The organism is Desulfovibrio ferrophilus (assembly GCF_003966735.1).
Taxonomy (GTDB): Bacteria; Desulfobacterota; Desulfovibrionia; order Desulfovibrionales; family Desulfovibrionaceae; genus Desulfovibrio_Q; species Desulfovibrio_Q ferrophilus.
The window spans coordinates 2,248,831-2,261,277 of record NZ_AP017378.1; the positions used below are offsets into that span (position 1 = coordinate 2,248,831).

At 57.5% G+C, this 12,447-nt stretch carries 12 protein-coding genes; 6 read left to right on the forward strand and 6 right to left on the reverse strand.

Features of this window, described 5'->3' with window-relative positions:
- The first annotated feature begins 20 nt into the window (after positions 1-20).
- From EL361_RS10470 to EL361_RS10490, 5 genes are all read left to right on the forward strand, one after another.
- Entirely contained in the window at positions 21-1,469 is a 1,449-nt protein-coding gene (locus EL361_RS10470) for an Rne/Rng family ribonuclease (RefSeq protein ID WP_232034755.1), read from the forward strand.
- Between the two features lie 20 nt (positions 1,470-1,489).
- Complete coding sequence (locus EL361_RS10475; RefSeq protein ID WP_126379256.1) at positions 1,490-2,131, forward strand: epoxyqueuosine reductase QueH; 642 nt, start codon at positions 1,490-1,492, stop codon at positions 2,129-2,131.
- Positions 2,124-2,510 (forward strand): hypothetical protein, encoded by a 387-nt coding sequence (locus EL361_RS10480; RefSeq protein ID WP_126379257.1) that lies wholly within the window; start codon positions 2,124-2,126, stop codon positions 2,508-2,510. The genes EL361_RS10475 and EL361_RS10480 overlap by 8 nt, the downstream gene beginning before the upstream one ends.
- Before the next feature lie 21 nt (positions 2,511-2,531).
- Complete coding sequence (gene hemW, locus EL361_RS10485) at positions 2,532-3,695, forward strand: radical SAM family heme chaperone HemW (RefSeq protein ID WP_126379259.1); 1,164 nt, start codon at positions 2,532-2,534, stop codon at positions 3,693-3,695.
- Between the two features lie 205 nt (positions 3,696-3,900).
- Complete coding sequence (locus EL361_RS10490; protein WP_126379261.1) at positions 3,901-4,794, forward strand: flagellin N-terminal helical domain-containing protein; 894 nt, start codon at positions 3,901-3,903, stop codon at positions 4,792-4,794.
- A 153-nt stretch (positions 4,795-4,947) separates the two neighbouring features.
- On the opposite strand, the gene EL361_RS10495 is transcribed toward EL361_RS10490, so the two are convergent.
- Genes EL361_RS10495 through EL361_RS10510 form a run of 4 tightly spaced genes read right to left on the reverse strand, consistent with a single transcriptional unit; the run spans position 4,948 to position 8,578 of the window.
- Complete coding sequence (locus tag EL361_RS10495; RefSeq protein WP_126379263.1) at positions 4,948-5,451, reverse strand: metallophosphoesterase family protein; 504 nt, start codon at positions 5,449-5,451, stop codon at positions 4,948-4,950.
- Between the two features lie 2 nt (positions 5,452-5,453).
- Positions 5,454-6,968 (reverse strand): MlaD family protein, encoded by a 1,515-nt coding sequence (locus EL361_RS10500; protein ID WP_126379265.1) that lies wholly within the window; start codon positions 6,966-6,968, stop codon positions 5,454-5,456.
- 43 nt (positions 6,969-7,011) lie between these two features.
- Positions 7,012-7,767: an ABC transporter ATP-binding protein gene (locus tag EL361_RS10505; RefSeq protein WP_126379267.1), complete on the reverse strand. Its 756-nt coding sequence runs from the start codon at positions 7,765-7,767 to the stop codon at positions 7,012-7,014.
- A gap of 7 nt (positions 7,768-7,774) precedes the next feature.
- Complete coding sequence (locus EL361_RS10510) at positions 7,775-8,578, reverse strand: MlaE family ABC transporter permease (protein WP_232034756.1); 804 nt, start codon at positions 8,576-8,578, stop codon at positions 7,775-7,777.
- Between the two features lie 209 nt (positions 8,579-8,787).
- Between EL361_RS10510 and EL361_RS10515 the strand changes: the two genes are divergently transcribed.
- Positions 8,788-10,107 (forward strand): HD domain-containing phosphohydrolase, encoded by a 1,320-nt coding sequence (locus EL361_RS10515; RefSeq protein ID WP_126379269.1) that lies wholly within the window; start codon positions 8,788-8,790, stop codon positions 10,105-10,107.
- Between the two features lie 202 nt (positions 10,108-10,309).
- Here the strand turns inward: EL361_RS10515 and EL361_RS10520 are convergent, their stop codons facing one another.
- Positions 10,310-11,107, reverse strand: a complete 798-nt coding sequence (locus EL361_RS10520) for a sulfite exporter TauE/SafE family protein (RefSeq protein ID WP_126379271.1) — start codon at positions 11,105-11,107, stop codon at positions 10,310-10,312.
- Between the two features lie 160 nt (positions 11,108-11,267).
- Complete coding sequence (locus tag EL361_RS10525) at positions 11,268-12,269, reverse strand: alpha-hydroxy-acid oxidizing protein (protein WP_126379273.1); 1,002 nt, start codon at positions 12,267-12,269, stop codon at positions 11,268-11,270.
- Positions 12,270-12,447: the final 178 nt, after the last annotated feature.

A 12,447-nucleotide genomic window follows, 5' to 3' on the forward strand; every position in this document is an offset into this window, starting at 1 on the left:
TTTTCACATCGAGGTGACAAATGCCGAAGAAACGGCAAAAAATGCTCATTGGGGTTCTGCCCGGTGAACAGGTCGAGGTGGTCATCACCGAAGACGGCAAGATTCTGGAATACTACGTCGAGATGCTGCACCAGGCCAAAACCAAGGGCAATATCTACAAGGGCGTTATCAACAACATCGATCCCAACCTCCAGGCGGCCTTCGTCAACTATGGCGCGGAGCGCAACGGTTTCCTGCAGATAGACGAGGTTCACCCCGAGTACTATCTGGATTCCAACGCCCCGAGAAAGGGCTTCAAGTACCCGCCCATGCAGAAAGTGCTGAAGGCAGGTCAGGAAGTTCTCGTGCAGGTGGTCAAGGAACCCACCGGCAAAAAAGGCGCGTTCATCACGACCTATCTCTCCCTGCCGGGACGCTATTTCGTGCTGACCATCGGGCGCGAGCAGGTGGGAATCTCCCGCAAAATCGAGGACGAAAAGGAACGCGCCAAGCTGAAGGCCGTGGTCGAGGACCTGAAGTTGGACGAAGGCCTCGGCGTCATCGTTCGCACCGCCAGCCTGGGCGTGGGCAAAACCATGCTCACCAAGGACCTGAAGTTCCTGAAACGCCTCTGGACAGAGGTCCGCAAAAAGGTCGGACAGGAGACTCCATCCTCCATCTATACAGAAATGGACCTGGCGTCGCGCGCCATCCGCGACTACATGAACAGCGATACAGCAGAAATCTGGGTGGATGACAAAAACACCGCCGCGAACCTCAAGGAAATGGTCTCCCTGGTGTTCCCGAGGCGCCCCAATCTGGTCAAATATCATGACGACCCCAGCAAGAGCCTGTGGGAACGCTTCAATCTGGATCGCCAGATCGAGTCCATCTACGGCCGCGAAGTCGACCTGCCCAGCGGCGGACGACTGGTATTCGATTCCACCGAGGCCCTGACCGCAGTGGACATCAACTCCGGGCGCATTGGCGGCAAGAAGAACTTCCGCGACATGGCGCTCAAGACCAACCTCGAAGCCGCCGAGGAAATCGCCCGCCAGTTGGTGCTGCGCGATATCGGCGGACAGGTGGTCATCGATTTCATCGAGATGAAGGACAAGAATCACTGCCGCGACGTCGAAAAAGTCCTGCGCGCCGCCGTAAAGATGGACCGCGCCCGCACCGATGTGGGCCGACTGTCCCGCTTCGGGTTGCTGGAGATGGTGCGTCAGCGTCTGGGGTCCTCGGCCCTGGCCGTGTCCACCGAACCCTGTGCCTGCTGTGGCGGCACCGGCATGCGCCGCAACATGGAGTGGCAGGCCCTGCAAGCCTTGAAGGACATCAACCGCCAACTGCGAATGAAAAAGAACGGCGACCCGGTCCAGCAGCGTTGCAACACCGAGCTGTTGGCCTATATGGCCAACCACAAGCGTGAGCAATTGCTGGAACTGGAGCAGGCCTACAACACCCCCATCCAGCTGCTGCCCGAATAGGCGACGGCGGGAGGGAGCCCATGCCCAAAATACTGTTGCATATGTGTTGCGGACCGTGTGCCATCGCACCGGTCCGCGCTCTTCAGGACAGGGGCTATGAAGTCACGGGGCTGTACTACAACCCCAACATCCACCCCCTGATGGAATACAAGCGCCGCCGCGATGCCTTGGCGGAGGTTGCCGCACGTCTGAATTTCAAGGTCATCTACAAGGACAACGAATACGACCCACAGGCCTGGTTCCGGGGCGTTTCGTTTCGCGAAGACAACCGCTGCTTCCATTGTTACGCCATGCGCCTGGAACGTACGGCTGGCATGGCGCGGCGTGGAAAATTCGACTGTTTCTCAACGACCCTGCTCTACAGCAAATTCCAGAAGCACGAGATGATCGCTGGCCTGGGCCGGGACGTTGCCGGCCAGGGCAAATGCACATTCCTGTACGAGGACTTTCGCGAAGGCTGGAAGGAAGGCATTGCCACGTCCAAGGACTGGGGCATCTATCGCCAGCAATACTGCGGCTGCCTGTATAGCGAAAATGAACGCTACGCCCGGGAACTGGAAGAGCCACCCACCGCACCGCCTGAGGCCTCATTGAGCGAAATGCCCGACAACATGCCTGACGTTGCGCCCCTCACCCCCATCGATGGAGACGACGATGCTTGAACAGACCGTATACCTGGCAGCGCTGTTCAAGGGCCTGGACGACACCCCGCAGATTCTGCATTTCTCGGCCGCCATCGTCCCCGCGCTTCTCCTGGGAATCTCCGTCATCAAAGCCAACAAATTTCTTGCCGCCGTGGGATTCACCACCCTGCACGCCCTGTTCTTTGTGGGCCTGCTGAAACTGACCGAGGGCGGATACGCCTTTTGGCTCTACAGCCTCTGCCAGCCCCTGCACCAGACAGACTGGACCGGGTTGGTCGCTCCGAGCCTTGCGGATCAGTTCATGATCTACGGCCTGCCTGCTCTGGTACACGGTCTGACGGTGCCTCTGCTCTCCCTGCTCATCGGCGTGGGGGTGCGCGCCGCACGTAAGAACTGATCAGGGAGGCTCATCCAGACCATGCTTCTTTACGTCCACGTCCCCTTCTGCCGCCGCAAGTGCACCTACTGCGCCTTCCACTCCGTCATTCCCAAGGCCGGAGACATGGAGCGCTACGCCGGACTGCTGCGCAAGGAGGCCGAGCATTGGGGGCGGGCCCTGAAGCGGCCCACCGTGACCAGTGTCTATCTGGGGGGCGGCACCCCGAGTCTGTTGGAACTGCCGATGCTGGCCAGCGTGGTATCGGCCATCCGCCGCAACTTCGCCCTGAAACCGGACCTGGAATTCACCATGGAGGCCAACCCGGACTCCATCATGGATATGTCCTACCTGTACGCCATGCGGGAAATGGGCATTAACCGACTCTCCATCGGCGTCCAAAGCCTGCACGACAACTACCTGAAGACCCTGGGACGCCCACACACCGCAGACCAGGCCCGAGGCGTTGTCCGCCTTGCCCGCGACTGCGGCTTTACAAACATCTCCGTGGACCTCATCTGGGGCTTGCCCAAGCAACGCCTTTATACATGGATGAAGGAACTGCGCGAGGTGGTACTCATGCGCCCTGACCACCTGTCGTGCTACGGACTGACCCTTGAGCCAGGCACTCCCCTCGAAGAACTCTCCCACAAAGTTGATATGGAGATGGCCCCGGACGACGACATGGCCAAGATGTTCCTCTATGGGGCAGAATTCCTGGAAAGCGAAGGCTACCTGCAGTACGAGATTTCCAACTTCGCGCGCATGGGCTACACCAGCCGCCACAATCAGGGCTACTGGGAAGGCAAGAATTATCTGGGTCTAGGACCAGCGGCCGTATCAACCATCAAGCACAGCCGCTGGGAAAACCCACATGATCTGAACGACTACGCCAAGGCCGTGGACAGCGGCAAGTTGGGCAGAAACCGTGAGGAGCTCGACCTGCGCACCCGCGTCAGGGAAATGGTCATGCTGCGGCTGCGCACCTCCAAGGGACTCAATCTGGCGTCCTACCAGAAGCTCGCCGGAGTCTCGTTCACCAAGGAGTTCGGCCCACTGGTTCGGGCTCTGCGTCAGAACGAGCTGATTCGCATCACTGGTGGATACATTCGGTTGTCCAAAGCCGGAATGCTGGTTTCGGATACCATCCTCGCCAACCTGTTCAGTGATGAACCCAGCGCTCCACATCCACTCCCCAGCCCCTAAAATCCAAAAAAAATCCCATGGATGTTTTTCCCGGGGATTGCGCCTTTTCCGCCATTTCTGAATATCCACCCGCCCCCGTCAGTAAACAAATTACGCACGGGACCCTAAACTTTTCCCTCCCCGACGCCGAAGAGAAATTACACACGGCGCAATCCTCAAACGCAGCACGGAAGCTGTAGAACCATTCTATGGAGGGAAACCACACATGTCTCTGGTCATCAACAACAACTTGATGGCGGCAAATGCCGCGCGGAACTTGAGCCAATCTTTTGGCGCACTTGGAACATCCGTTCGTCGTCTTTCTTCCGGTCTTCGGATCGGTACCGCCTCTGACGATGCGGCCGGTCTGGCCATTCGAGAGCTGATGCGTTCGGATATCGCAGCCCTGAACCAGGGTGTGCGAAATGCCAACGATGCCATCTCGATGATTCAGACCGCCGACGGCGCGCTCCAGGTCATCGATGAAAAGCTCATCCGCATGAAGGAACTGGCAGAACAGGGTGCCACGGGTACTTACAACTCCGACCAGCGTCTGATCATCGACTCCGAGTATCAGGCCATGGCTTCGGAAATCACTCGTATCGCCAACGCCACGGACTTCAACGGCATTTACCTGTTGAACGGTAACCTGTCATCCGACACTCACACCGGTTCTGGCCTTGTTTCTACCGGTAAGATGAAGGTCCACTTCGGTACCGCCAACGACAGCTCCGAGGACTACTACTACATCAGGATCGACACTTCCACGGCTTCGGCTCTGGGTGTTGGCAACCAGGCGACGTCCACGTCTGCCGGTTTCACGATCTCGACTCAGTCCGCGGCGCAGAACGCACTGGACGGCATCAAGAATGCCATCGTGTCCAAGGATAAGATCCGAGCCAACCTCGGCGCTCTCCAGAACCGTCTGGAGAACACCATCTCCAACCTGCAGATCCAGTCTGAGAACCTGCAGGCGGCCGAATCCCGCATCTCCGATGTGGACGTGGCCATCGAGATGACCGAGTTTGTGCGTCAGCAGATCAAGTCCTCGGCCGCAGTGTCCATGCTCGCCCAGGCCAACTCGCTGCCTCGTATGGCCATGCAGCTCTTGGGCGGTTAATACGGCAGGCCCCGTGGGCCGCCTGAACGCTGCTTGATCAATCAGCTGCACGACGGGCGTCACGGGCGCCCACAGGACGCATTACAAAACGCCCCTCTTTCCATCGGAAGGAGGGGCGTTGCCTGTATCAAATCAGATTCGAAATCTGTTTGTTCAGCCCATCTCCCTGGGCACCTGCACCAGCTCACGGGTCATGGTTCCATCCGCCGCCACGTGAACATAGGCCAAGGTGGGCGCCTTGCCGGTCTCGCGCAGGCTGCCGGGATTGGCGACCCGCACACCATCATAGTCGATCCAGGCGGGTTCATGAGTATGACCGAAACACAGCAGGTCATAGTCCGGCCCAAAGGCCTGAGCCACAGCCCCGGACAGGGGACGGCCCGACAAACCGAAGCCGTGCATCATCCCGATACGCAGCCCGCCTTCTACGGTCATGGAAAGCCGGGTCTCAAGCTCGCCGGACAAAGACCACTCATCCATGTTGCCAGCCACGGCGTGAAAACCCGGATGCTGCATGAAGAAGGACCATAATTCCTTGCTCGTCATGTCGCCCATGTGCAACAGAAGGTCGGCCTTGGCCAGATAGCGGTCATACACAGCCTGCATCCAGGGGGTTGGCCCCGTGGCATGTGTATCGGAAATGAGTGCGATCTTCATCGTTAGTTGGCAGCCGAAACCGGAATGCTGGACATGATGTACTTGATATCCTCGTCGGTAAACCTGAGGCCCAGCCCGGCGAAGAAGGAGCTATTACCCTTATTGCTGGCAAAATCATCCCAGCCCGCGGCAACGTAGAAATTCTTCAGGAAGTAGACATTCACACCGGCCTTGTAGTGCGCCGGATCGTTGCTATCGAAATCGAAGGCCTCGGCAAAAAGTCTCACCCGGTCCTCCCAGAGGTAATACTCCGCGCCAACGCCACCGGTGGATTCAAACACGCCTCCGCGCAATACAAAATCACCCCAGCGCTTGCCAATCTGGGCATTGAACAGCAACTGGTCACGCTCGGTCTTTTCCTCGATCTCCCGGACTTCGGTAAAGGCACCCCCAACCCATCGGCTGGTCACGGTCTCGGTTTCCGTAGTCCGCCCACGAGGGTCGGAGACCACGCCCAGCAGATAGAAATGGTCGCTGCTGGGGTGCAGCTCCACATTCAGGTACGATTTCAAATCGCCGCTTGCCGCCTGATGTTCGGCATGAAAATCAAGCACGGTCTTGAACTCATCCTGTTTGGCCAGGTACTTGTTGACCCCTTCCAAGGCCTTGTCCAACTCTTCGCCAGTCGTTTCGTCGTTGACCAGCTTGCCAAGGGTTCCCTTGCCCTCGTCAATCTTGCGGGCCACGCTCTCCAGCGAAGCAACAGTACGCTTCAAGTCCTCACCCATTTCGTTATCACCGACCATCTTGCCAATGGCGCCCTGCCCGGAATCGATCTTGTCCAGAACAGAACCCATCTTGTCCAGAGTCACTCTGAGTTGGCCTGAGGCGACTTCAAAATTCTCGATGATGCTTCCGATATTCCGCTTGTTCTGACTGGAGACCTGACGCAGGTCGCCTGAGAACTCTCGCATGTTGGCAACGATCATGTTCACACTTTCCATGTTTGACTGAACCATCTGGTTCAGGCTCACGGAAAGATCGCGCAGGCTGTGGAAGGTCAGGCGCAAGTCACGCTCGCCATCAGGCCCGCCCATGACATTGGCCACGCTCTTGGCAACCACGCCGATATCATCGGCAATCTGCCCGACCTTTTCGAACAGCACCTCAAGATCGGCTGAACGATCGGACAGTTGAATGGACTGGCCCTCGGCCAGATAGTCATACCCATCCGTACCGCCACGCAACTCCAGAAACTTGTCACCCAGAACACCACGCGACTTGATGCTTGCGGTCACATCGGAACGCACCTTCACATCATCCTTGATGCCCAACACAAGTCTGGCCCGGCCCCCCTCAAGGCCGATCTCCTTGACCAACCCGACCTCGATGCCCGCGATTTCCACCGGGGCACCAGCCTTCAGACCCGTGACATTGTCAAAGACAACCACCAGATCATAGGTCCCACTGCTGAACAGGGAGCCGGAGCCCACCTGCAACGACATGACACCCAGCGCAACAAGGGCGATGAAGACGAATATTCCGACTTTGATTTCTGTTCCCGTCTTGAAGGCCATGGCAATTTTCCCCGTTTGTCCACCCGATTATCCGGGCCTGCGATCATGCAATCTGGATCGGCCCCTCGGCCTTGCCTTGAATAAACTGCTGCACCACCGGGTCCTGGGAATCTTTGATGCTTTCCGGAGTCCCGCTGGCAATAATCTTGCCATCATAAAGCATAAATATTTCATCCGCGATGGCAAAGGTCGCCTGGATATCGTGGCTGATCACCACACAGGTGGCCCCGAATTCATCGCGGGTTCTCAAGATCAAATCATTGATATTGGCACCCATCACCGGGTCCAGCCCGCTAGTTGGCTCGTCGAAAAGCACAATCTTGGGGTCCAGGGCAACGGCCCGCGCCAGCCCCACACGCTTGCGCATCCCACCCGACAGCTCGGAGGGCATCTTGGGCCCCTGGCCGGACAGCCCCACCGAAGCCAATTTTTCAGCCACAACCCGTTGGATTTCTGCAGCGCTGAGCTTTGTGTGTTCCACCAGGGGAAAGGCAACATTCTCTTCCACATTCATGGAATCAAACAAGGCAGCCTCTTGAAACAGCACCCCAAACTTCTTGCGGATCTCGGTCAACTCCCGCTCCGAAAGCGGGACGGTATCCTGACCATCCACAAACACCTGGCCTTCATCCGGCTTGAGCAGGCCGATCACATGCTTGAGCAGCACGGATTTGCCCCCGCCGCTACCGCCGATGATCACACTCACCGTACCGGGGCGAATGGCCAGCTCCAACCCCTTGAGGACTTCATGGTCCCCAAAGCGCTTGCGTATATTCTTCAGTTCAATGATCGGTTCCATCTTGTTCCTACATCATGAACGCGGTCATCACGTAATCACTGGCCAGAATAAGTACGGACGAGAGAACCACAGCCTCGGTGGTTGCCCGGCCCACGCCTTCAGCTCCGCCCGAAGTGTAAAAGCCCTTGTAACAGCCTACCAAAGTCAGAATCGCACCAAAGACAGCGGCCTTGTACAGGCCTTCATAAATATCATCCAGGGTCAACAATTCGTAAATCTTGTTCATGAAGATTCCGCTGTTGATGCCCAAGGTCTTCACGCCGATCAGGTACCCGCCCAGAATGCCCACGAAATCCGAAATCACGGTGAGCAGCGGCAGCATCAGAAATCCCGCCAATACACGCGGAGTCACCAGATACTGCACCGGGTTGATGGCCATCACCGTCAGCGCATCGACCTGTTCGGTCACACGCATGGTTCCAATCTCAGCGGCAATGGCAGAACCGGCTCGTCCGGTCACCATCAGCGCCGTGATCACCGGGCCCAATTCACGAGTCATGGACAGGGCCACCGTAGCACCCACAAGGGATTCCGCAGAAAAAAGACGGAAGGCGTAGTAGGTTTGCAAGGCCAGAACCATACCCGTGAACAAGGCCGTCAGGCAGACCACGAACAGGGACCGAACGCCCACGAATTCCATCTGCTTGAAGAACTGCCGTATACGCCACGGGGGACGCGCCAGCCAAGTACACGCCTCAGCAAACAACGCTGTCACGCGCCCGATTTCTGCGACCATCTCAAGGGAGGAGCCGCCAAGCCACTGGAAGAAACGCATCATATCATCAACAGCCGGGATATCGTTACTTGACAAGCCCCACTTGCCGCAAAACCCAAAAGGGCTGCGCGGGGAGGGCATGATATAGCATCAAATGCGATACTTTACCAGAACTCAAGGGTTTAAAACAAGCGTGGCCGGGCGTTCCCGGCTTGATCCGTGGTTGCTTGACGCAATACTGATTTATACTATTATGGAGTAGATAGAAGTTTTTTTGCTATCCTCTTGCAGGCCATGGAGGAATAATGTCCGCCCCCCGTCGCTCCGCACAGTGTGCGGATCAATTCAACGAGATCCTGGCTGTCAACGACAGACTCAATGAGCTCAAAGACCTTGATGCCATCCTGGACCGCGTACTGACCGAAAGCCGCAGGCTGACAAATGCCGACGCGGGGACAATCTATCTTCTGGACGAGAACAAACTTAAATTCAGCTACGTGCACAACGACTCGTTCATGAAGGAAGGCGAGATCAACAAGGACATCTACGCCAATTTCTCCATCCCCCTCAACGACGAGTCCATCGTCGGCTATGTGGCCGGACGAGGCGAATCCCTGAACATCGAAGATGTCTATGACATGCCCGGTGATTCGCCCGTGACCTTCAACCCCGCCTTCGATAAAAAAACGGGCTATCACACCACCTCCATGCTCACGGTGCCCATCAAGACCTCACAGGGCAAGGTCTCCGGCATCATCCAGTTGATCAACGCCAAGAACGAGACGGGCAAATCCATCTCGTTTTCCCACGACTCCCAGAACATGCTACCTCTGTTCGCCAACACGGCCTCGGTGGCCATTGAACGGGCCATCATGACCCGCGAGCTGATTCTGCGCATGATGCAGATGGCCGAACTTCGTGACCCCACGGAAACGGGCCCTCACGTCACCCGGGTGGGAACCTACTGCGCAGAAATTTATCATAAATACGCCATGATGAAGGGCTTAGCGGAAACCGAGCGCAAGAAGACAAAAGACCTGATCCGCGTGGCTTCCATGCTGCACGATGTGGGCAAGGTGGGCATCTCGGACAAGATTCTCAAAAAACCGGCCAAGCTCGACAACGAGGAATTCGCCATCATGCAGTTCCATACCGTGTATGGGGCCAAGCTGTTCGTGCATTCGACCTCGGAACTGGACGCCATGTCCGGGCGAATCGCACTGGGGCATCACGAGAAATGGAGCGGCAGAGGCTATCCCGGCAAGATCACCGCCCTGACTGGTGAAGTAAAGGCCATGGGTGAATCACTGGTTGGCGAAGCAATTCCTCTGGAAGCACGCATCTGTGCCCTGGCCGATGTCTTCGATGCCCTGGGCTCGCGGCGCTCCTACAAGCCACCCTGGCCCGACGAGAAAATCATCGGTCTAATCAAAGAGGAGCGCGGACAGCACTTCGACCCCGACGTGGTGGATGCCTTCCTTGATATCTTCGATGTCATCACGGCCATTCGCGACAAGTACACCGAAGACCTGCCCGAGGACGAAAAGCCCAACCCCCAGAGCGCCGAGGCCAAAAAAGCCGCCGAAGCTCAGGATAAGGAACGTGGCAAAGACAACAACGCCTAAATTCCCTCGATGTTTTACAGCCCAGAGGCCGGTCCCCGAACAAAACGGACCGACCTTTTTTCGAAGACTAACACAGTCCCGCCCGGATCGAGCCGCCACAGGGATACTCCTTGAGAACTTCCCCTGAAGGGCTCAGCCAAAGCCACTAAAAAGGGCCGTCCATATGGACGGCCCTTGCGAGTCGAATCAGCCAGGCGCCAACCTAGAACAAGCTCATGAGCATCCGGGTACCTACCACGAACAGTAGCACGGCAAAGGCCTTCTTGAGCTTGGGCACGGGCAGACTATGCGCCAGACGCACCCCCACCGGAGCCATGAGCACACCCATGCCCACGATGCCCACGAGCGCCGGGAGGTAGACAAAGCCCAGGGTCATGTCGGGACGGTTAGGCACGCCCAAGCCGTTGATGACGAATCCCAGCGTCCCGGCCACGGCGATGGGGAAGCCGATGGCCGAGGCAGTGCCGATGGCCCGATGCATAGGCGTATTGCACCACACAAGAAACGGCACGGACAGCGTACCACCACCAATGCCTACAAGGCTGGAGACCACGCCGATGAAATTACCTGTACCGAACATGGGCAGGGCCGAGGGCAAATCGCGCGAGGCTTTGGGCTGTTTACCCAAGAGCATCTGCGCACCCACGTAGTAGAGAAAGATGACGAAGAAGCCCTTCAAGAAATCCGACGGTAGCCATGCTGCGAGCACGGACCCCAGATAGGTACCGATCAGGATGCCCAGCACGATGCGCTTGACCGTGCTCCAATCCACAGCCCCGCGCTTGTTATGCGAGCGAGCACTGGACACCGAGGTGAACAGGATGCAAGCCAACGAGGTGCCAAGAGCCACCTGCATAAGAATGTCGGGGTGCACCCCCTGAATGCCGAAACAGTAGACAAGGATGGGCACGATGACCAACCCGCCGCCGATGCCGAACAGCCCGGCCAGGACACCTGCGAGCGCTCCCGCGGCTATATAGAGGAAGAGGAAGCTAGACATATCAATAGAATTCCCTGTGTTTGGGTATCTCGCCAAAGGCCGCCGGGCGTCCCTTTTCGGCGTATTGCATCCTCTTCCGCCCGCTGCTGAAAGCGGTGGGCGGATGACAGAGGAGGCCTAGTTTTATTGGAGATTGCCCTAAGACAATCATTTGTCTTGGCTAGGCCAGGACACGTTCGTTGATATCGGCAACGGACTTGCAGCCAGTCAGCACCATGGCCTGTTCCAACTCACCGCGCAGCTGGTCCAGATACTTGCCAACACCTTCTGCCAGACCACCCACGGCGGCGATGGAGAAGGGGCGCCCGATCATCACGGCATCGGCACCAAGGGCCAGCATCTTCAGGACATCCACGCCGGTCCGGATACCACCATCTACGATGACTTCCATGTCGCCGTTCACGGCCACGGCAATGGAGGGCAGGACCTCGGCTGTGCCTTGGGCATAATCCAGCACACGACCACCATGGTTGGACACGACAATGGCATCCACCCCGGCCTCCACGGCCAGACGCGCATCTTCCACGGTCATCACGCCCTTCAGGATGAATTTACCAGGGGTGCGTTCCACAATCTCTTTCAATTGATCCAGAGATTTAGGAGCCACGGGACGCCCCATCTTGCGCAAAGTCACCAGCCCGGCGGCATCAAGGTCCATGCCGAAAATCGTAGCCCCGGCAGCGGCGGCCTTGTCGATTTTGGTGAACAGTTCGTCGGATTCCCAGGGCTTGATGAACGGAATTCCCCCGAACTTGACGAGGGCGGCATTGCCGGCCTCATGGATGAAGTCGGGCACGCCATCACCGGTGCAGCCTACGATGCCCTTTTCCTTGCACCCGGCAAGCACGGCGTCGATATAGTCTTCCTCGGAAATCTTGCCACCCATGTTGAAGGACACACCGCCGATGGGTGCGGCCAAAACGGGCATGGCAAGGTCCATACCCAACAGGCTGGTCGCCGTATCGGGCTGCACGGCATCATGCACCAGACGCAGACGCAGACGAACCATTTCCAGGGCCTTCATGTTGTTGAAAAATGATGATCCCGTCCCCAAGCCGCCCATACCGGGAACTTCACTGGCGCAGGCCTTGCCATTGCAGACCGGGCAAACCCGACAGAATCCCTTCATCAACTCACGTGCATGATCACGAACTTCTTTCATCACTGCTTCTCCCGAGCGCACAACGCCCTATTTCTTGAAGAATGGATACATGACCGATGCCCCGGAAGTACCGACCAAATGTCTAAAACCGGCAGTGCATTCGCTCTGCAAGAGGCGGACACCAACGATTACTCCATATCATTAGAACTCAAAACACTCTGACCGAACAGATATGCCG